Here is a 21,128-nt window from a genome sequence, read left to right as displayed (position 1 = left end):
TTGTTTGGCAGGAAGAGGCGATTAGAAATGGCGAGGGCCATATTAAAGGTAATTACAGATGGAAAAAAGGGTTTAGTCAATGTTAAGGAAATCGTGACTGACATCGCCCAAGAAACCGATTTTATTCATATTCGGGAAAAAAAACGCACAGCTAAAGAAATCATTGAGTGGATATCTGAACTTGATCTGCCGGAGAAATTGATCATCAATGACCGGGTGGATGCAGCTTTAGTATCCAAGGTAGCGGGTGTCCATCTATCCTGGCACAGCTTGCCCCTGGAAAAAGTAAAATCCCTTGTTCCCTCACACTATTTGATCGGGGTTTCCGTCCATTCTGTGGAAGAAGCAGTTAAAGCCGAAAAAGATGGTGCCCACTATGTCATTTTTGGTCACATTTATGATAGTCCGAGTAAGCCGGATACCGCACCCCGGGGTATCCGGTCCCTTGCAAAAATCGTTGACGTGGTCTCCATCCCCGTCATTGCCATTGGCGGAATCACTGTCGAAAAGGTTCATGAGGTACTGAGTACCGGATGTTCCGGCATCGCCGTTATGTCAGGGATCATGTCTGCTAAAAATCCCAAAGAAGAGGCTCAGCGTTTTCGCGAAGCCTTGTTATCCTTCTCTTCCCTGCCTAAAGTAAGTTTACTTAAGTAAAATAAACTGTGATTATGCTTTGAGAGGTGACAACAGATGAACGTAACCATTAATGGAAAAAAGGAGCAGATACCCGGCACAATTAAACATGTGAGGGATCTGCTATCCCATTTTCAGCTGGAGAGAAGGAATCTCATTGTTTTGGTAAATGAAAATGTAATCACGCCAGAACAGCACGATAGCACGTTTATTCGTGATGGAGACACCATCGAACTGGTTCATTTTGTAGGAGGAGGATAATCTTCCCTACATCATATTATAGGTGTACCCTTTGTAGATCAATTCCGCCAGAGCAAGAGAACCGGGAACATTTAAGTACCAGATGTAAAAATGACGGATATTGGTTACAGTAATCCACTCTTCACCGTTTAATTTGTTAAGCAGCAATCGAATGCCATACATGATCCAATAAACGGTCCAATTAATCATGGGAAAATATAAGAGAATAAACCAGAGGAAACTGATTGTACCTTCTCCTAAATAAAACCGTAAGACTACGGCAAATGGCAGCACGATTAAAAAACGAATCACTCCGTGGGGTTTTAAAGGTTTCTCCAACATATTCATCACCTGCGACTTGAGCCTCATATTGGACACTTATCTACATTATCTCTGAGTTCATCCTAGAAAGAAAGTTATTTTACCCCTTCGAAAAACTTAATCGTTCTTAAACTTTAATTTCATCTAACATGTCAATTACTATATCCACTATAAATAAAATTTAGATTTTCGTCATCCATTGAAAAAGGGACTGCATGAAATCATTCATCAGTCCCTCTTCTCTACAAAAACCTGCGATGTGTCTTCTTCCCGTCATAGCTAAAGAGAACTTGCCTTTCTTCTACAACGGTTTCGATGTGTACATTTCTTCCCCAAAGCTGATAAACATAGGGAAGGGTTTTTTCCACATATTTTAAATCCAATTCCATCCCTTCATAATAGTGCTTTAGATAAAGTTCTCCATTTCGCAGATAATCCCCATCTTGGATCACAATATAGGGAAATCCACCATTTACTCTCGCTAATGCCAAGTGATCTCTTACCGTTTCCCATTCCTTGTTCGTAATTACCCAGTCATTTCCTGACTTGCCGAATAAATATAGATCCAAATTCTCAACCAATTCCTTCGTAAGATAGTTTCGAATAAAGGAGATATCTGAATCCAGTTCCCTTACCTCAAAAATTTTTTCCCTCCCTTTTCCCGGCTCTCTTTTATATCTTTCTCTCTCTTCCTCGGATGGATGGTCCCATCTCTTCTCAATATCTTCAAAGATCTTTAGCCCAAGATAATACGGATTGATGCTGGTTCGAGATGGCTGAATCACCGATGCATTTAATTTGGCAAATTCAATTGTCTCTTCTTCTGTCAAATCCATTTCCCGTAGGATTCTTGCATGCCAATACGAAGCCCAGCCTTCGTTCATGATCTTAGTCTCCAGCTGAGGCCAGAAGTAGAGCATCTCATCCCTCAGAATTGTTAATACATCTCGCTGCCAATCTTCTAAAATGGGACTAAATTCTTCGATAAAGAGAACGATATCTTTTTCCGGTTCCGGAGGAAATGGCTTTTTCGCCTTTCCATTTTTTACATCATTCTCATTTTTCCTTTCCTTTTCATCCAAGTACCATAGGTCATCATATGTCGTTGATTTTTTCCCCTTACTCGCTTGTTTCCCGTTGCTGTCATCTTTTTTCCATCTCAATTTAGGCCTAAGAAGGCTTGGGTCAATATGTTCCTGAATGGCTAAAACCGCATCCAGAAAGCTTTCCACTTCATCTTTTCCATGAATCATTTCATATTGGCGAATCCTTGCTGCACTGGCTGCCATGCTTTCTACCATATCCCTAGAAGTATTGGAGAAACGGACATTGTTCTTGAAGAAATCACAATGAGCCAATACATGGGCAACAATCAGCTTATTTTGTATTAAGCTGTTTCCTTCCAATAAAAAGGCATAACAGGGATTGGAGTTAATGACCAACTCATAGATCCGGCTAAGATTTAAATCATATTGAAGCTTCATCCGGTGAAAGGCCTTTCCGAAGCTCCAGTGGGAAAATCGTGTTGGCATCCCATAAGCACCAAAGGTATAGATAATATCCGCGGGACAAATTTCATATCTCATGGGGAAAAAATCAAGGCCAAAACCTTTGGCAATCTCCGTGATCTCGGTTATGGCAATCTCCAGTTGTTTCCATTCACTTTTCATCTTCTTTCGCCTCTCCTAACTGACTTCATTGGTCCTTTTACCAAAGAACGTATTTAAGGCCTTATATACTTCTCCCTTCTCACGAATCACAGAATACATAAACTTAGGATTCTGAATATGGCGGTAGGCAGACATCAAGGTGGAATGGCGATTGTACTGGTTAACTTCTCCGTAACCGAACAAATTGGCCCTTTCCATAATCTCTTTAACCAGCTTCACACATTTTTCATTATCTGAAGTAAGATTATCTCCATCGGAAAAATGAAAGGGATAAATGTTGAATGCGTTTGGTGGATATCTTTTATCGATAATCTCCAAAGCCAGACGGTATGCCGATGAACAAATGGTCCCTCCGCTTTCCCCCTTAGAGAAAAAAGCATCCTCAGTTACTTCTTTCGCTTCTGTATGATGCGCAATAAAAACAATCTCTACTTTCTCGTATTTTGTCCTTAAAAAGCGGACCATCCAGAAAAAAAAACTGCGGGCAATATACTTTTCAAAAACTCCCATTGATCCGCTAGTATCCATCATGGCAATCACTACGGCATTGGAATGGGGCTGTTCGAACTCTTCCCATGTTTTAAAACGGAGATCATCATTGGTAATATGTGCAATATTGGGTTTACCTGCTAGAGCATTACGCTTCAAAGCTTCGATCAGAGTCCTTTTTTTATCGATATTGCCCATTAATCCCTTTTTACGGACATCGTTAAATCGAATATCGTTGACCGTCATTTGATCTTGGTCCTTCTTTTGCAAATTGGGTAATTCCAATTCGGCAAAAAGCATGGATTCCAATTCTTCAACGGAAATTTCCGCTTCATAATAATCAGCCCCGGGTTGATCCCCTGCTCCAGACCCTTTGCCTGGCCCCTTGGAAACTGTACCATCTTTAGCAATGACATCTCCCACTTTGCTGTTTCCTGCTCCCTGACCACCGTGCTTCCCTTTGTTAAAATTGTATCGAAAGCGATATTCATCCAGGGAACGAATGGGGATTTTGACCACATCGCGTCCATCGGTCATAATAATGCTCTCTTCAGTAATCAAGTCAGGTAAATTTTGCTTAATCGCTTCCTTTACCTTTTCCTGGTGTCTCATTTGATCTTGGTAGCCTTTACGGTGGAGGGACCAGTCTTCTTTAGAAACGATAAACGAACCTTCTCTCATCCTTATCCCCCCTCTGGAAAAGTAGAGCCTTAGATTACCTATTTAACAAACTACCTACATATTTTAACAACTCGTTGGCACAAATCGGACAGTAGTGATGTTCTTCTATTAACCGTTTGCTCACTTCATTGATTTTCTTCAACTGATTCTCATCCGGAGTTTTGCTAGATGTTGTAATCTTGACTACATCCTTTAAATCGGCAAACAGTTTCTTTTCAATGGCTTCTCTTAACCGTTCATGGCTATTGTACTCAAATCTTTTCCCTTTACGGGCATAAGCCGATATTCGAATTAATATTTCTTCACGAAATGCTTTTTTGGCATTTTCAGAAATTCCGATTTGTTCTTCTATGGAACGCATTAGCCTCTCATCGGGATCCATCTCTTCTCCGGTTATGGGGTCCCTTAGCTTAATATGATTGCAATAGGCCTCTACATTGTCCAAATAGTTATCCAATAATGTCTTTGCGGATTCCTCATAAGAATAAACGAATGCCTTTTGCACCTCTTTTTTGGCTAATTCATCATATTCCTTCCTGGCCACTGAGATAAAATTTAAATATCTCTCTTTTTGTTCTCTTGTAATTGATGGGTGCTGGTCTAATCCATCCTTTAGGGCACGCAGTACATCCAACGCATTGATACATTCTGTATCTCTCCGAATAAGTGCTGACGAGATCCGATTGATCACATACCTTGGATCAATTCCTGTCATTCCTTCTTCCGCATATTCATTTCTGATCTCTTCCAAATCGGTATGTTTAAACCCTTCCACAAATTCCCCGTCATACAGCTTCATCTTCTTCACTAAATCCATTCCCTGTTTCTTTGATTCCTTTAACCGGGTTAAAATCGAAAAGATGGATGCCACTTTTAATGCATGGGGAGCAATATGAATATGACCCAGATCACTTTGTTTGATCAGTTTATAATAAATTTTTTCTTCATCACTTACTCTTAAATTATAGGGAATAGGCATCACAATGATCCGTGACTGCAAGGCTTCATTTTTTTTGTTACTGATAAAGGCCCGGTACTCCGCCTCATTGGTATGAGCAATAATCATCTCATCGGCGGATATCAGCGCAAAACGTCCTGCCTTAAAGTTACCCTCTTGGGTTAGAGAGAGCAAATTCCATAAGAATTTTTCGTCACATTTCAACATTTCCTGAAATTCCATAAGCCCGCGGTTTGCCTTATTCAACTCTCCATCAAAGCGGTACGCTCGCGGATCAGATTCAGAACCGTATTCCGATATGGTGGAAAAATCAATGCTTCCTGTTAAATCGGCAATATCCTGAGATTTTGGATCCGATGGACTAAAGGTCCCAATCCCGATTCGCTTTTCCTCTGAAATTAATACCCTTTCAACCAGCACATCCTCGACCCGCCCGCCATAATCTGTTTCCAGGCGCAGCTGGCAGGACGGACATAAATTCCCTTCGACCTTAATCCCAAACTCCTCTTCAAAGTCTTTCCTGAGGGATTGGGGGATAAGATGAAGGGGTTCCTCATGCATGGGACATCCCTTTATTCCGTATAATGACCCTTGTTCGGTACGGGAATAATTCTCCAGCCCAGATTTCAACATGGTTACGATCGTTGACTTTCCTCCGCTAACAGGTCCCATTAACAGTAGAATTCTCTTCCTCACGTCCAAACGTTTGGCAGCAGAGTGAAAGTATTCTTCCACCAGCCTTTCTATTGCCCGATCCAAACCGTAAATTTCCTTATTAAAAAAGGCGTAACTCTTGCGCCCTTCCTCATCCTCCTCAATCCCAGCGTCCTTTATCATATGATAAATCCTGGCATGGGCTGTTTGAGCCACTTGCGGCTTTTTTGCAACAATTTTTAAATAATTGTCAAAGGTTCCTTCCCAAGTAAGCTCCTTTTCTTTTAAGCGATAATCGGTAATTTTTCTTAATATGTCCATGTTAGCCTCCTCTCCTTTATTTAGGAATCATGGGCTGTGTTTCTATCAATATATTCCCGTACAAGTTTCGACATGCTATTGGTATGGGTGTCCAAGAAAATTAAGGCTTTTCTAATATATGTTTATGCTAATCCCTGCATAATGTTGAAATCGTTTTTGACAATAATGTGTTCCAGAACAAATACTGTCTCCATCTATGAACTACCCAAATGTTTTTGAGGGGTTGAGGACGTATCAACTTTGAAATGAAAATACATTTTCATTTCATTTTGTGCCCTTCGGGTCATGTAAGTTCAGTTTCTGCAAGGGGTAATACTCTTAGTTGCACTTAGCTACCAGATAAAAATTAGGCAAATGACCTGTTACGGGACAACCGCCCATGGCATAAGTTAAAGTGTAATACAAGGAAACTGATATTGGGGAGGAGACATATGAGCAAAGAATACCACAGATTGGTTCGTAAGCTTCAGGAAGTGCAGTTTGGTCTGGTGGAACTGCAACTGTATCTGGATACTCACCCTGAGGATCATCGAGCAATAGCCCAATACAACATGCTTGCTGACAGACTCCAGATGCTAAAAGCAGAGTATGAATCACATGATGGTCCGATCGCCCAGTACGGGTGGTCAAAATCCCCCAGAGAATGGGTATGGGTAAGTCAACCTTGGCCGTGGGAAATTGAATACTAGGGAGGTTTGCATGGATGTGGATCTATGAAAAAAAATTAGAAGTGCCAGTTAGAGTAGGAAAACGCGATCTACAAATGGCAAAATACCTGATCACACAATACGGTGGTCCCGATGGTGAACTCTCCGCTGCCCTTCGCTATTTAAATCAGCGGTATAGTATGCCAAATGAACGAGCAAAAGCATTGCTAACAGATATTGGAACAGAAGAAATGGGGCACTTGGAAGTGATTGCTACGATGGTTTATAAATTAGTCAAAGGAGCCTCCCCGCAAGAAATGCGTGAAGCCGGACTTGGAAGCCAATATGCTGACCATGATCATGCCCTGTTCTACATGGATGCCAGCGGTAATCCTTGGACCGCCGCGTACATCCAAGCGAAAGGGGATCCCATCGCTGATTTGGCAGAAGATATTGCAGCAGAGGAAAAAGCAAGGGCTACCTATCAATGGCTCATCAATCTGACCGATGATCCAGATTTAAAGGAAACGTTAAAATTCTTAAGGGAGCGTGAGGTTGTTCATTCTCAACGCTTCAGGGAAGCTCTTTATCTGGTGGAAGAGCATTATAAAAACCCGAAAAAATACTATTAGGAGGACAGATTATGAGTATCAAGCACCACCAACCCTATTTTAAACCTACCGGATACCCTCCCATGAACTACCCTCCCGTTCTGCCAATGCCATTTGATCCCTTTATTGATCAGTTTCCCTTATCGGTTGCTCTAAAAAAAGGAACTTTGTTCAAATGGTTGTATGATCCATACGATGGACCCCATAAACATAAAGAATCCTGTCCCGACTACTTTCATGAAACTTCGTCAGTGGAACGTACGGTCAATGTATCCTTGGAATCTTAGGAGTCCTAGTGGATAAAATAAGCAAAGGGGCCTTGGAAAGGTCCCTTAAGCACTGTATATGGTTGCTTTTTCGTCTATTTGATAAATATCAGAAATCCTGCGTATTTGATACAGTTTCTGCAGCAAATCACTTCTGTGAAGTTCCGAGCGAATAAAACAGGTGGATAGGGAGCCGTCTGCAAATAATAAAATCTTATAAAAAACTCCCTTGCCATCTATTTGTTTTTTTACTGACAGGATGGTCACATTCATCACTTTCATCCCTTCAAAAATGCTCACATATGATAAAGTGATCTTTATTACCATATTTTATTCATTTTCTTTAAAGGACAACCCAATTTTTTTCATTTTTTTTGGGATTTTTCATTTTTCCTTTGGATAACTTATAGACAAGATGTTATAATTATATGCGAAAAGTTTAAGAAGGGGAGAAAAGGGATGAAAACCATTATTGCCATTATCGTTGCAGCGGCCTTTTTATTTGCGATTCTTACTTCCGGCTACAACGAGGACAAAACTCCGGGACTATAATGCATTTATACTCTAAAGCCTTGAACTTCGGTTCAAGGCTTTCTTCTTTCCTGGCAACTTGGTCTACTTAGATGGAGGGAACCAAAATGATGGCTTCAGGAAAATATGCTTTTCCCAGTCGCAAGCTGATTGTGCAAGTCCTCAAGAGAACCTTCATCATCCCGATGATAAGCCATATTTCCGCGATCAATAAGGTAATCCCTAACCAAGTAGGTCCTCATCCCTGTTTTACCGGCAACCATATCCTCCTGGATATCGTTTCCTACCATAATACAGTTTTCAGGATGAATATTTAACTGGTTGGCAACCTCTATATAATAATTGGGATTTGGCTTACAAAAATGGGATTCTTCATATACCGTTACCCAATCAAAGGGTAAATCGTCCACTTCAGCCCACCTCATGCGGTGCACAATAGCCTCCCTTGGAAATACGGGATTGGTAGCAATTGCTATTTTGTATCCCCGATCCAATGCAGTTTCCACAATGTTTCGAGACAAGGGAGTTGGATTGGTATGTTCTTTCAGAATAGGGAATATTTCTCTGTAAAAGTGGTCAAATATAGGCCAGATAATTTCTCTTTTAAGGTGGGTATTTTTTAAAAAATGTTCAGTAAACACCTGTTCATTGGTGGTATTAGGGTCATTATTTTTTATCATTTCATGGGTAGATGCCCATAACTGTTTGACAAAATCCTTCGGTTCAATGATGTGGGCAACCCTTGGCGCTAACAGCTGCAGATATTTTTCGATGAATCCGTCGGTATCCATTGGAAGTAAAGTTCCATCCAAATCAAATAAAATCGCTTTTGTTTTCTCCGCCACGAAGATCCCTCCATCTAATTCTTATTTACTTGTTCTATTTTTCACATGATCTAAGCCTAACCCATCCCCGGAAAATGAATCTGTCTTAATGCTTCGTAAATCATGATAGCAACAGAATTTGACAGGTTCAGGGAACGGATATGGGTTGAAATCATTGGTATTCGCAAGGAGGTTTCCGGATTGGCATCCAATATCTCTTTAGGTAACCCGGCAGTCTCTTTTCCAAACACAAAAAAATCCCCTGCACAAAAAGAAAAGTCAGTATATTTTCTCTGGGCCTTGGTGGTGGCAAAAAAGAACCGATGGTTGGGATACTTCCTTAATACCTCGTGAAATGAATCATAATAGTGAATTTCTACTTTATCCCAATAATCAAGACCCGCTCTTTTCAAGTATCTGTCATCCGTAGAAAAACCTAAGGGCCTAACCAGATGGAGAGAGGAATTGGTACCGGCACATGTTCTTGCAATATTTCCGGTATTGGCTGGGATTTCTGGTTCAACCAAAACAACATGAAAGGACATATACTCACCTTCTATAAACTATATCTAACATCCATTATACATTTTTTATATCATATTAAAAAATAAAAGCTTCAAAAATCGAAGCCATTTTTTCATATACAGTTTAAAATTCATCAACAATATGAAAAAATTTATACTTAATATGAGGAGTCCAGGCAGCAGAATCACGGTAGTCCCAATACCTGTGTCTGCTGTTATTAGTATGGGCATTCACCAAAGGCATATCATTACTATCCTTTAATACAACAATCGTATTGTGCTGCCAATGGCCATCTCCATCATAATCGTAACTAATCACATCCCCTATCGATAATTTATGGGGTGAACTAACTTCAACTGCCCTCAGTCCATTCCTGCTCGTGGACAAATACCACCGTAAACTATGGGCTACTACCCAACTGTAACTCCAATGATGAAGATTGCCATTGTTTCGATACCACCAGCCCTTGCCCTGATTACCTGTATATGTCATTGGAACGCCACCAGCCAGAAGACATTGAGAAACAAAATTGGTGCAATCCGCTTCAAATTTTTCGTATTGAGGATTATATTGATTCCACCATATTTCAGCATATCTTTGAGCTTTCAATCGATTATAAATTCCTCTATTTGTGATTTGATTTGCATCATTTTCGTTCGTTTCATGGAAAAAAGGGGGAATACCCTCTTTTGCCATTGTTTCCGGAGCATCTTGAATACGGAGTCCCGCATCCATTTCATCCTTTAATAACCTCCATGAACCATACTGTTCTTTCAAGCAAATCTCCCTTATCCCCAGCTTTTCTTGTTCATAAAACATATCTTTCAATTTATATACCCATCTTTGATAAAGAGGGATTTTCACGATGATCTCATCGGTCCCTTCCTTTTTTATTTCGCATCGATCCAGCTTAATTTCCCCTTTTATGAAGATGGCATTTCTCTCTTTATCCTGTTCTTTGCTTCTTCTTAGTTTATTTATGATTTCGTTTGCTTGACTAGAATCAGTAAAAAATTCACCAACTTGTTCTTCTTCACCATCGATACGCACCTTTGTCTCCAAAGACAAGTACTTTTTGATCACCTCAAACCAATCCTTTGTCATTACTCCTCCCCTTTCCCCCTTTTGTATCCCTTATAGTTTATGCGAAAATGGTGATTTGGGGAGAAAAATTTATACACGAAGGAATGTGTTAATTTTCATTACATATAATTCACAAAAAAAAGACCCGGTTACCCAGAGATAACCGGTAAAATAGATAGGGATGGAGAGATAGGGGGATTTCATGTTAGTTAACCTTACATTAATTATCTTTATTATATACTTATCAGATAATTTTCGCAACCCTCAAGTTGTAAAAGATATTCCTTTATCCCAATTCCTCCTCCATAACCGACCAAGGCCCCGTTGCTCCCTACCACCCGATGACATGGGACAATAATTGGCACAGGGTTCTTATTATTTGCCCCACCGACAGCCCTAACTGCCTTTGGGCTATGTAACAAGGATGCCACTTCTTTGTACGATTTTGTTTCTCCATAGGGAATTTGCTGAAGCTGATGCCAAACTTTTTTCTGAAAAGGAGTGCCAACCAGGTCCAAAGGGACTTGAAAGTACTTTCTTTTCCTGTCAAAATACTCATTTAACTGCCGAATAACCTCAAAAAGTTCATCAGGGGAAGATTTGGGTTCCTCAAGAAACATCATTCTTTGTGACATGCGCAAAATGCTCATTTTTACTTGTGAATAGGAACCAAACTCAATACTGCATATTCCAACAGGACTGGATACAATGGTTAGGTCTCCAATAGGAGAATCCATTTCCGCATAAATGAGATGGCGTCTTTTCATCTTCTACTCTCCCATCATAACAAAATCTTTTTTTTATTTATTTGTTCCAAGGATTTTTCAATCTCTCTCCGGACTGTTTCATCTTCTTCTTTTTTCAGCTGTTTCTTTAATGCTGTCTCAGCATCTGAACCGCCGATTTTCCCCAGGGCCCATGCGGCTGTTTTTCTCATAACCGGACGAATATCTTCGGTCATCACCTTTGTTAACTCAGGTATTGCTTCCGGATCTTTAAAATGTGCCAAGGCAATGATTGCATTTCTCTGAATCGGTTTCTTTCCCCGCCATGCCGCTGCAGTGGAACCAAAGGTGTTCTTGAACGTACCTTTGGTGATTGAAAGCAAAGGAATAAGGGGCGGTTTGGCCAAATCGGGATCAGGATGGAAAGCTTCCTGATGGGTAAAGTTCATTTTCCGGTTCTTGGGGCAAACCTGTTGACAAGTATCACACCCATATAGTCGGTTTCCTAATTTTTCCCTGAATTCTTCAGATATATCATCCTTTACCTGGGTGATGTAGGCCAAGCACCGCTGAGAGTTCAACTGACCAGGCTGCACAAATGCACTGGTGGGACATGCCTCAATACAGGCATTACATTCCCCACACTGATCTTCAATGGGAATGTCTGGAGGAAGGGGGAGATTGGTCAACAATTCCCCTAAATAAACCCATGAGCCGAATTCAGGAGTGATTAAACTGCAATTTTTTCCAACCCACCCCAATCCTGCTCTTTCAGCAACGGCACGATCAGAAAGGGCTCCGGTATCTACCATGGATTTCGTTATGGCCTCCGGCACTTTTTCCATAATAAAATCACTTAACAAAGATAATTTCTCCCTTAATACATGATGATAATCCAACCCCCATGCAGCCCGGCTAACCATCCCTCGTCTGTTTCCTGGTACAGAACGGGGAGGATCTTTTAATATTGAGGGGTAAGCAATGGCAATGGAAATCATTGAACGGACATCCTCCATGGTTAACTCCGGGTGAGTTCTTTTTTCGATATCCTTTTCTTCAAACCCTGACTCATAACCGAATTCCCGATGTTTAATCAGTCTTTCTTTTAATTCCAAAAAAGGATCAGCAGAAGCGACACCCACTTTATCAATGCCAATCTCTTTTGCATACTTTTTTATTTCATCTTTTAAGACAGTCCAATTCATGGTTATTTCCCTCTTGTTAGTTCCAAAGATGAACTTATGTATGATGTTTTATCGCAGAAGTGGCCAATTCATCACAGCGGTTATTCCACTTATTATCAGCATGCCCCTTCACCTTAATAAATTCAACTTGATGGTAAGTAGATAATTTAAGCAATTCTTTCCAGAGATCCTGATTTTCAACGGGTTCTTTTTTACTATTTAACCACCCGTTCCTCTGCCAATTTTTATACCATCCCTGTCGAAAACAGTTTACCAGGTAAGCACTGTCGCTATATAATTTTACCTTGCAAGAACACTTCAATTGAGATAACGCCTTAATGGCAGCTAATAACTCCATTCGTTGGTTTGTTGTATTGGATTCAAATCCTGATATCTCTTTCATATGATCCCCATAAATAAGGACTGCACCCCAACCACCCGGACCCGGATTGTAGGAGCAAGCACCATCAGTATAAATCTTTACTTCCTTCATCCCATATCCTCCATCACACAAAAATTACTCTAGTTGTTTCTACCTGTTTAATGTTACGTTTTTATTTTTAACGTTCTTAATCGGTTCACCGCTGCCATCCATTCCAACTTTCTTGGGAGGGCAAAATCACCGGGATGTCCTTGAAATGGAGAAATTACGTCAAGCCCCTTTTCTTCTATTTCCTGAAATAAAAGGTTGGCAATATCAATCAGCGATTTTTTCCCATCGACATATTTTTTTGCGGCATAGCGAATCATTTCAGCAATAGCCCTCGTTTGACTGTCATCCACCAGCTGCTCTACCAGTGATAAATCAATGACTGTTTTTCCATACATGATGTGATATAAGCCTTTCGCATCCACTTTTTCCTTATGTCCTTTCATCGGTAAGAGGCCTTCAGGAAGGGGAACCCGTGGATTTAAGTTTATCTTAAAGTCTGCCGACTCTATCTTTCGCTGATTTTGATACAGACGGGAAATTTCCTTTGCCTTTATTGTAACATCTATCGGCTTATACTCATCCATCATGATCACATGGTCAGCCACATCAAAATAATCTCCTGATCCTCCTAATACCAGGATGGTAGAGACCCCATATTTATCCCTTAGTCTTTTCACTTGATCCAAAAACGGTGTAATCGGTTCCTTTTCTTTGGATACCAGTTTTTGCATCCGAACGTCCCGAATCATAAAATTAGTAGCACTGGTGTCTTCATCCATTAATAGGAGCTTACTTCCACCTTCAACCGCTTCCACAATATTTGCTGCTTGAGATGTGCTACCACTGGCATCCTCCGACTCAAACGACTGGGTATTTTGTCCAAAGGGGAGATTATTGATAAAAAGAGTTAGATTTACCTTTGTAATTTTTCGCCCGTCTTCCGCTCGAATTTTGACGGCATCTCCCCTAGTCAATACCAATTCCCGTCCATCTCCTGGAATATGATGATATACCCCCCGTTCAAGAGCCTTTAATAACGTACTTTTCCCGTGATATCCTCCACCTACAATGAGGGTAATGCCTTCCGGGATACCCAGTCCTTTAACTGGAACATCTTGATGAGGCACAGGTATAGAAATTTCCATGGAGGCAGGAGAAACAAACGGAACACCATTTGCTAACGGTTTGTTGCTGATCCCACTTTCCCTAGGTAAAATGGAGCCATTGGCCACAAAAGCGATGAAACGATGCTCCTTTAAATATTGACGGATCGCTTGCTGTTGGTCGGAAAGGATAAGATGTGTTCTTAATAAGTTTCCCCTTTTGTTTATAATTCCCTTCTTGATTATTTTTGGAATATCTTGAAACAGCATAGAAATTGCTTCTTTAGCCAGTATGGATCGGCCAGAAGCAGGCAAGCCAATACTTAACCGAACCTCAATCACGTTTTCAGTCACTTTTACTGCAGTACGTTGTAAAATCTCCTGTCCAGGTTCATCAATATATATTAAACCACTCTTTCCGGAGCCTCTGCCTTTTTTTACCACTTCTTTTATCGCCCTTGCAACTTCTCTGGCTAGAAAATCTTCCACTGCCACCTTCCTCCATGGGGTGGAATAGGCATCCTTATCCAATAATTCTTTTGTATTTTTTAATTCAATTCTTATTCGGGAGGGACTGGCAAAGGGATCCCCTTGTATATAGTCCATATATAACGTATAGTCCCCGAATACATATTTCCCCTGTAACTCTTTATATTGCTTGTATCCCTTTCCATCCATCGTTAATAATTTATGTTTCAATGTCTGCAAATGGATCCCTCCTGTAAAAACTATACTCATGTATTTCATACCTTTTTCTAATTATAAGTTTTTCCTTAATTTCATGCTATAATGTTGGCAACTTCCAAAACAGAAAATTGAGGTGATATCCAATGATACATATTGACGAAGGGATTAAAAAACTGAATCCTTCCCTCTCCCTTGGGATCTTAATATACCGGGAGTCTTCCATTTCAGACTCACCAAATGAATTAAAGGAAGGGATTACAGCATTCATTGATGATCTAAAATTTAATTATCTAAATGGAAAATGGCAACAAATTGCGGGAATTGAAGAATGGAGACAAGCCTTCCGCCGCTTGGGAATTGACCCATCTAGATATCGTCCTTCCTCAGAAAGTTTAATCCGACGAATCATGCAAGACAAACCCATGTATTGGGTTAACTCTGCCGTTGATATCAATAATTTTTTCTCCATTCAGTATTCTCTTCCAATGGGAATTTATCATGAAAGTCAGATCAAAGGAAATATCACCCTCCGTTTAGGAAGGGAAGGAGAAAGTTATGAAGGGCTAAATGGCCGTCAAACCTCAGCTGAAGGTAAATTAGTCCTGTGTGATGAAATAGGTCCCTTTGGCAGTCCGGTGGTAGATTCGACGAGAACCATGATTACAGAGAATAGCAAAGATATCCTTCAGGTGATCTACAGCATCACGGACGATCCCTCAGAATTACAACAAAAATGTGAAAAAGTAAGTCAATGTTTTCTTAAAATAAATGGCGGCATCCTAAAGCAAATTAACATCACTACCTAGGAATCTATTTTGACACATTTATGATAAAACATTTACGCTTGACAAAAAACAGACCGAATTATTTACCACGGTCTGTTTTATTAATTCTATTCAATTGGCAATTGTTATCGGGAGTTACTCCCAATCCCCATTCTAGACGGTATGGCATTGCTTTCATTATTCAACTGACTTTTCGTAGCCTTTGAAGAATTATCCTCTCTTCTAGCTTGAAAACGAATAATCACAAATACAATAACAAAGTATCCTATATATGCAATCACTTGTTCAAGAGAGGGGTTATGACTGTAACCAAACATCGCTGCGAAGAAAATGCCTACCTTACCGCTAATCAGAGGAGTGATTCCTTGGTCACGTAACAGCTGTTGTTCGTCTATAGGATGTTCGGGCATAAATGCAGCAATGTTATACAACTCCGGCATAACACTTCCAATCATCCCCAAATCCTGCATCATTCCGATCGCATTAACCAATAACCCGGCTGCAATCATAATGATGATAAATCCGGTAACCTTAAAGAAAGTTTTGATCGGAAACTTAAGGGCACCTTTAAAGATAAACCAAAATAATACAACGGCTAACACCAACCCAGATAGAGCCCCCCAATTTTGAATGGCCTGGGATATATCCCCTTTACTGATGGCTGCAAAGAAAAATACCGTCTCTATACCTTCCCTAAGCACAATCAAATAGGCATGTATAATCATACCAATCACACTACCGGTAGTCACTAGTTCAGACAATTTCTGCTGTGATTTACTGTTCAGTTCCTTTGAATTATCTGCCATCCAAAGAACCATTTGGGTAAGCAAAATACTGGAAATCAGCATAATGGAAAGCTTCATATAGGTTTGACTACTCATCATGGCAAAACTAGTAAGTACCACTTGAAATAGAAAAGCAAAAATGAAACTGGAAAAAACCGCACCAGTTACTCCCACCCACACATACTTCACAAACTCCTGTTTTCCCATCTTCTTTAAATAGGTAATGATCACACCTACTATCAGGAGTGCCTCCAATGCTTCCCTAAATGAAATCAAAAATGCCTCGGCATTCATGAGAAGCCTCCTCCCCACCTTAGAAACATTTTTATCTGCAAATCATTTTAAAAAAGAGAATGAAAATCGTTATCATTTGTTGTAGTTAAATTTTACTTGATATTGATCCCCTTTGTCAATGCAGGAATTGTGAAATTATGTGAAAAAAATGAGAAATTGCTTTTAGTGTATTGGATTCATGGTATCCGGAGAAGATAATTGCCATTTTGCATGGATTGGTATCTTGGAATCTTTTAGTAAATTGTAGGCTGGGCACCGCTCTTTTATTTCTGCTGCCAACTGTTCAATTTCCGCCTGGGATGCTCTTGAAACGACCTCTATAACATTGGCGAGGAGGGTGCTAAGGAGAGCCGCATTAGCACGTTACCAGGGGTAGTAGCAGCGTCGCTGTCACCAAGTGCAAGCGCATGGAATAAATTGGGTGAAATCAAGCCCTCGATTACCTCGTTTTAGGGGCCTCACCAACATTTTAACGCGAAAATATACGTTTTTGGCTCCCGCCAACATTTTAACTTTGAACACTAAGCATTTGCGGACGCTTTTAATTCGCCCCGTTCCTGATTAGCGGATGTGCGACAGAACAATTCCTTCTTCAGGACTCATATCAGACTTCACAAGGGCCTTCGCACCATGTAAGTAAGTATTCTTGTGGTTTTACATGAAAATAATAGGGCAAACCGCGGTTTCCTGCGGTTTGCCACTTATTACCCTTTCAGATCCCTAAACCCCACAAATCGCTTGCTGCTCTCGTCCCACAATCTGTATCGAAGCGCCCGCAGACTCTGACGCAGTCCAATAGCAGGAACGTGCTGCAGGTCGGCATTGCTCTCGTGTGTTTGCTGTAAGAGATAGTTCGGCACCTGAGGATCCAGATGATGTATATGGTGGAAGCCGATATTCCCCGTCATCCATTGCAAGATTGTGGGCAGCTTATAAAAGGAGCTGCCGCGCATCGCCGCGCTGACATAGTCCCACTCAACTGCCCGCTCATAATAAGTGTTCTCGAATTGGTGCTGCACGTAGAAGAGCCATATGCCCGCAACGCCAGAAAGGTATAGGATCGAACCCTGCACGAGGAGAACCTCCTTCCAGCCCAGCGTCCAGGAGAGAAGTCCCATCAGGCCGATTAGCGCTGCGTTCGTCAGGTATGTGTTCATGCGCTCCTTACGACTGGCATTCTTCCGATTCAACCGGTACAGAACCAAGAAAAGAAATACCGGTCCAAGCCCGAACATGATAAACGGATTGCGGTATAAGCGGTATCCCAGACGTCTCCATGGAGAGAGCGCCATGTACTCCTCCGTAGTCAGCGTCCAGATGTCGCCTGTGCCTCTGCGGCATAAATTCCCACTGGTCGCATGATGAATGGAATGTTCGTTTTTCCATTGATCGTAAGGGAAAAAGGTGAGAATCCCCGTTATCGTCCCGATGATCGCATTCGCCTTTCTACCAACGAAGAACGACTGATGACAGCAGTCGTGAAAAATTATGAAAATCCTGATCATGAATCCAGCAGCCAGAATCGCAAGCGCCAGCGTGATCCAGATGGAGATAGACAGACTTACGTAAGTGAGACCCCATAACAGAACGAAAGGAACAATGCTATTGACCAACTGCCAGATGCTCTTCCACCTATCCGATTTACCGTGAAGAGACACGCCCTTCTTCCTTCGAGGGTATTCTTGAGATAATTTCAATGCATTCCTCTTTTCTAAATTTATTAGCACTTAGCACGAATGCCATTTCAGATTAGGCACACGCACTCGATACATTTATATTATACATGATCCCAACACTAAAAGACACTTAATTTTCAAAACGTTTCATTTCATATGTAATCCCTTGACACAAAAGGGTTTTTAGATTACAACTTGTCATATCTTTTCATACTTTTTCTTAAAAAAATGGGCAAAAAATTGTTTCATATTAAGAGATTTAACATAGTTTTTAAGCTGATCGCTTGTGTATTGCGAACCCAAATCTGTATGGAATATCAATCCTTTACCCGGTTTCTGCGTTTCATAAGCATTTTTTAATGCGTTTATAACCAGTTCTGTGGTCATTGATTTTCCAAAGGAATAACCGACGATTTTCTCAGTGTGCAAATCCAATACGGAGGCTAGATAGCACCATCCGTCCCTAAGGGTATAGATATAGGTGATATCCTCAACCCATTTTTGATTAATTGTCGTTGTAGAGAAGTCCTGTTTCAAAATATTAGTACCCTCAATGACTTTACCTTTGTTTGATTGTGGTCGGAACTTCCTCTTGGTGATGGAACGGATATCTGCCTTTTTCATCAGACGCTGAACTCGTTTGATACTGACTTTATAGCCTTCTTTCAATAGCATTTGATGGATTTTAGGAGCCCCATAACGGGCGTGGCTGTCTTTATGGATTGCTTTAATTCTTTGTTTACACGGTCTCGATTAGATTCAGTTTTATGGCCAGATTGATAATAGGTACTCCTTGGGATATCTAACACATCACACATGGTTTGAATAGGGTAGGTAGCCTTTTGTTGATCAATAAAATCGATAAGCTCGGTATCGTCTACTTTCTTGCGAATATGGCCATAGCCTTTTTTAAAATTTCAAGCTCCTGCTTAAGCTTAAGATTCTCTTTTTGGAGTTCAGAGACTTCCTTTGGGGTGATGGATTTTCCTTCTACCCCTTCAACTGGAGTATATGCTTTAATCCATTTATAAATCGTTACTTCAGATACGCCATATTCGCTGCTTATATCTTTTACTGAGCTCCCGGAGTGATATAGATCAACCACTGTTCTTTTGAAGTCTTCATTAAATTTTTTGCCTGTATTTTTGTTATCCATTAGACACATCCTCCTAGTGATTATTGTAGTCACTTAACTAAGATGTGTCCATGAAACTATACTAACATCATTATATTCATATTCCATAATTTTTTTCTTCATCCTTTCTCTATCTGGTTACTTAACTCTTTACCTTCATCAAATTAACACAACTACTACAAATGATCTTATCTTTATAGCGAATCGTCTCTATCATCGGGCTTTTCAAATGTTTTAGGTTGTTGTTCAATCCCTTGTTCGGTGAGGATCGATACAAACCATCGACCACCATTTTGGGATACGGTGATGGACTTAACTTTTCCTTTGATTTGTCTTGATTTACGGTATCGCACTTCGCCGATTTTCGGAATGAAGATGACCTTTTCTTCGATGCGAAACTTTTGAGGGCAAGTAAACGAATCGTGCTTATTCTTCTTTTTGAAGGTTGGAAACTCCGCTAATCCTTTAAAGAAGTTTTTGAAAGCACGGTCTAAATTACGCAACGTGGTTTGCAAACTCTGGGAAAACGATTCGCTTAAAAATGGAAATTGCTTCTTCAAATTCGGCAAGTCCGTAGCCATCTCATGATAGAACACAAATGTCTTATTCTGTTTATACTGCTCCATGTTCTTTTTCAAATAGTAGTTATACACAAAACGTTGACAACCACAAGCTTGTTTTAATTGTTGAATTTGTGCTGCTGTTGGTTCTAACTTGAAACGGTATGCTTTGTTGATTTTCATTCGTGTTCCACCTTCTTCTACGGTCCCAAGACACTTGCCAATTCATCCTGACGGCAAGCCGACAGGTTTTCTTGGCTAAAAATTTATAACATAATTAATAAAGAGAATACCCCAATTCCAACACAAACATTTAATGTTTTTATATACTCTTCCATGTTTAAACCTCACTTTTTTCCATTTCAAGGATAAACTTCTACATAAATTACACTTAAAAAAATTACAAAACAAAAAAACGACTGTTCGTTAAAAACGAAAAGCCGTGCTAACTTAAATATATGTAAAATAAATGGAGCGGGTGATGGGAATCGAACCCACGCATTCGGCTTGGAAGGCCGATGTTCTACCATTGAACTACACCCGCTTAAAATGGTCGGGAAGACAGGATTTGAACCTGCGACCCCCTGGTCCCAAACCAGGTGCTCTACCAAGCTGAGCCACTTCCCGATTACTATATTTTATGATTACCTTGCGGCGACAGATATAAATATAACATGTATTTAAGTAATTTGCAATGTTTTTTTTGGAAAAATAATTTATGAATCTTCTTGATCATCCTTTGACTTCACAATTTTGCTGGCAACTGTTTTTGTTCTATTTCTGCCGTACCTCCAAATAATGATCGCACCAACAATTCCCACAACTAATGCCAAAAAATACAGAAGTTCGTCCATTTTTAACACCCTTCCTTAAAGTTTGAAAAATTTTTAACCCTGGAATTACTTATACATTAAATAATGTGGCTTCATTTACTCTGTTTATTCGTGAACTACTCATCACTTAGCGTGTCCACGTTTGAAGTGGGAGCTTCCTAATCAAAGATTAGAGATCTGTTTCAAGCGAAGTTTGGTATTTAAGTTTCCACCTAATGGTTTAGGCAACCCTTATTCGCTTTGGATGGTTCACGCATCCATTATCCCTCACTGCTTGTATCAGATAGGGAATACCTGTATAGGCTTGCCTTAGAATATTAAGACTACCGTTAATATCTGCATTTATCAGTTGATTTTGATTGGTGCAAAATAGCCCCCTCTTTATTCGTCTGTTTTTGTTGTAATATTCATCTGTACAAAGCGTTGAATTGGGATTTGGACAAAGGTTTTTATTGGATTATGCTGTTTGAT

Annotated in this window: 22 protein-coding genes, 2 tRNA genes and 1 pseudogene; 6 read left to right on the top strand and 19 right to left on the bottom strand. The window is 40.3% G+C overall.

Going from position 1 to position 21,128, the window contains the following annotated elements; genetic code table 11:
* The first annotated feature begins 27 nt into the window (after positions 1-27).
* Entirely contained in the window at positions 28-657 is a 630-nt protein-coding gene (locus tag L1765_RS11655) for a thiamine phosphate synthase (RefSeq protein ID WP_236407658.1), read from the top strand.
* A gap of 36 nt (positions 658-693) precedes the next feature.
* A complete protein-coding gene (gene thiS / locus L1765_RS11650) occupies positions 694-897 on the top strand; it encodes a sulfur carrier protein ThiS (protein ID WP_236407657.1) in 204 nt (67 codons plus the stop codon).
* A gap of 6 nt (positions 898-903) precedes the next feature.
* Here thiS and L1765_RS11645 read toward each other — a convergent pair whose 3' ends face one another.
* The 4 genes from L1765_RS11645 to L1765_RS11630 form a co-directional block, all read right to left on the bottom strand.
* Entirely contained in the window at positions 904-1,215 is a 312-nt protein-coding gene (locus tag L1765_RS11645) for a hypothetical protein (RefSeq protein WP_236407656.1), read from the bottom strand.
* A 224-nt stretch (positions 1,216-1,439) separates the two neighbouring features.
* Positions 1,440-2,867, bottom strand: a complete 1,428-nt coding sequence (locus L1765_RS11640) for a SpoVR family protein (RefSeq protein ID WP_236407655.1) — start codon at positions 2,865-2,867, stop codon at positions 1,440-1,442.
* A 15-nt stretch (positions 2,868-2,882) separates the two neighbouring features.
* Positions 2,883-4,037 (bottom strand): sporulation protein YhbH, encoded by a 1,155-nt coding sequence (gene yhbH, locus L1765_RS11635; RefSeq protein ID WP_236407654.1) that lies wholly within the window; start codon positions 4,035-4,037, stop codon positions 2,883-2,885.
* A gap of 34 nt (positions 4,038-4,071) precedes the next feature.
* The gene (locus L1765_RS11630; protein ID WP_236407653.1) at positions 4,072-5,970 is read right to left on the bottom strand and encodes a PrkA family serine protein kinase; all 1,899 of its coding nucleotides are present in this window, start codon (positions 5,968-5,970) and stop codon (positions 4,072-4,074) included.
* 431 nt (positions 5,971-6,401) lie between these two features.
* Between L1765_RS11630 and L1765_RS11625 the strand changes: the two genes are divergently transcribed.
* The 3 genes from L1765_RS11625 to L1765_RS11615 are packed head-to-tail and all read left to right on the top strand — an operon-like array spanning position 6,402 to position 7,515.
* A complete protein-coding gene (locus L1765_RS11625) occupies positions 6,402-6,659 on the top strand; it encodes a spore coat protein CotJB (protein WP_236407652.1) in 258 nt (85 codons plus the stop codon).
* A gap of 14 nt (positions 6,660-6,673) precedes the next feature.
* The gene (locus L1765_RS11620; protein WP_236407651.1) at positions 6,674-7,249 is read left to right on the top strand and encodes a manganese catalase family protein; all 576 of its coding nucleotides are present in this window, start codon (positions 6,674-6,676) and stop codon (positions 7,247-7,249) included.
* An 11-nt stretch (positions 7,250-7,260) separates the two neighbouring features.
* On the top strand, positions 7,261-7,515 hold the full coding sequence (locus L1765_RS11615) for a spore coat associated protein CotJA (protein WP_236407649.1): 255 nt from the start codon (positions 7,261-7,263) through the stop codon (positions 7,513-7,515).
* Between the two features lie 45 nt (positions 7,516-7,560).
* On the opposite strand, the gene L1765_RS11610 is transcribed toward L1765_RS11615, so the two are convergent.
* The 8 genes from L1765_RS11610 to L1765_RS11575 all read right to left on the bottom strand — a co-directional run bounded on the left by L1765_RS11610 (position 7,561) and on the right by L1765_RS11575 (position 14,610).
* Positions 7,561-7,794 carry a hypothetical protein gene (locus L1765_RS11610; protein ID WP_236407636.1) on the bottom strand — a complete coding sequence of 78 codons (234 nt, stop codon included), beginning with the start codon at positions 7,792-7,794 and terminating at the stop codon, positions 7,561-7,563.
* A 347-nt stretch (positions 7,795-8,141) separates the two neighbouring features.
* Positions 8,142-8,870, bottom strand: a complete 729-nt coding sequence (locus L1765_RS11605; RefSeq protein ID WP_236407633.1) for an HAD family hydrolase — start codon at positions 8,868-8,870, stop codon at positions 8,142-8,144.
* Between the two features lie 56 nt (positions 8,871-8,926).
* Entirely contained in the window at positions 8,927-9,394 is a 468-nt protein-coding gene (trmL, locus tag L1765_RS11600) for a tRNA (uridine(34)/cytosine(34)/5-carboxymethylaminomethyluridine(34)-2'-O)-methyltransferase TrmL (RefSeq protein ID WP_236407631.1), read from the bottom strand.
* A gap of 103 nt (positions 9,395-9,497) precedes the next feature.
* Positions 9,498-10,478: an amidase domain-containing protein gene (locus L1765_RS11595; protein ID WP_236407621.1), complete on the bottom strand. Its 981-nt coding sequence runs from the start codon at positions 10,476-10,478 to the stop codon at positions 9,498-9,500.
* A gap of 212 nt (positions 10,479-10,690) precedes the next feature.
* Complete coding sequence (locus L1765_RS11590; RefSeq protein ID WP_236407619.1) at positions 10,691-11,224, bottom strand: methylated-DNA--[protein]-cysteine S-methyltransferase; 534 nt, start codon at positions 11,222-11,224, stop codon at positions 10,691-10,693.
* A gap of 14 nt (positions 11,225-11,238) precedes the next feature.
* Entirely contained in the window at positions 11,239-12,387 is a 1,149-nt protein-coding gene (queG, locus tag L1765_RS11585) for a tRNA epoxyqueuosine(34) reductase QueG (protein WP_236407617.1), read from the bottom strand.
* A 34-nt stretch (positions 12,388-12,421) separates the two neighbouring features.
* Positions 12,422-12,859: a ribonuclease HI gene (gene rnhA / locus L1765_RS11580; protein WP_236407615.1), complete on the bottom strand. Its 438-nt coding sequence runs from the start codon at positions 12,857-12,859 to the stop codon at positions 12,422-12,424.
* A gap of 53 nt (positions 12,860-12,912) precedes the next feature.
* A complete protein-coding gene (locus L1765_RS11575; protein ID WP_236407606.1) occupies positions 12,913-14,610 on the bottom strand; it encodes an ABC-ATPase domain-containing protein in 1,698 nt (565 codons plus the stop codon).
* 122 nt (positions 14,611-14,732) lie between these two features.
* Here L1765_RS11575 and L1765_RS11570 point away from each other — a divergent pair, with 122 nt between their 5' ends.
* Entirely contained in the window at positions 14,733-15,395 is a 663-nt protein-coding gene (locus tag L1765_RS11570) for a B3/B4 domain-containing protein (RefSeq protein ID WP_236407604.1), read from the top strand.
* Between the two features lie 104 nt (positions 15,396-15,499).
* On the opposite strand, the gene L1765_RS11565 is transcribed toward L1765_RS11570, so the two are convergent.
* From L1765_RS11565 to L1765_RS11535, 7 genes and pseudogenes are all read right to left on the bottom strand, one after another.
* Positions 15,500-16,453 carry an FTR1 family iron permease gene (locus L1765_RS11565; RefSeq protein WP_236407602.1) on the bottom strand — a complete coding sequence of 318 codons (954 nt, stop codon included), beginning with the start codon at positions 16,451-16,453 and terminating at the stop codon, positions 15,500-15,502.
* A 704-nt stretch (positions 16,454-17,157) separates the two neighbouring features.
* Entirely contained in the window at positions 17,158-18,150 is a 993-nt protein-coding gene (locus tag L1765_RS11560; protein ID WP_236407600.1) for a fatty acid desaturase, read from the bottom strand.
* Positions 18,151-18,360: 210 nt separating this feature from the next.
* Positions 18,361-19,285: pseudogene (locus L1765_RS11555) on the bottom strand (IS3 family transposase); the annotation flags it as partial.
* A 173-nt stretch (positions 19,286-19,458) separates the two neighbouring features.
* Positions 19,459-20,007 carry an RNA-guided endonuclease InsQ/TnpB family protein gene (locus tag L1765_RS11550; RefSeq protein WP_236407598.1) on the bottom strand — a complete coding sequence of 183 codons (549 nt, stop codon included), beginning with the start codon at positions 20,005-20,007 and terminating at the stop codon, positions 19,459-19,461.
* A gap of 287 nt (positions 20,008-20,294) precedes the next feature.
* Positions 20,295-20,368, bottom strand: a tRNA-Gly gene (locus L1765_RS11545).
* Positions 20,369-20,374: 6 nt separating this feature from the next.
* Positions 20,375-20,451: transfer RNA gene (locus tag L1765_RS11540), tRNA-Pro, on the bottom strand.
* Between the two features lie 89 nt (positions 20,452-20,540).
* Positions 20,541-20,678: a hypothetical protein gene (locus L1765_RS11535; RefSeq protein ID WP_236407596.1), complete on the bottom strand. Its 138-nt coding sequence runs from the start codon at positions 20,676-20,678 to the stop codon at positions 20,541-20,543.
* Positions 20,679-21,128: the final 450 nt, after the last annotated feature.

Source organism: Microaerobacter geothermalis (assembly GCF_021608135.1).
Classification (GTDB): domain Bacteria; phylum Bacillota; class Bacilli; order DSM-22679; family DSM-22679; genus Microaerobacter; species Microaerobacter geothermalis.
This window is presented reverse-complemented; position numbering and strand designations above follow the sequence as displayed.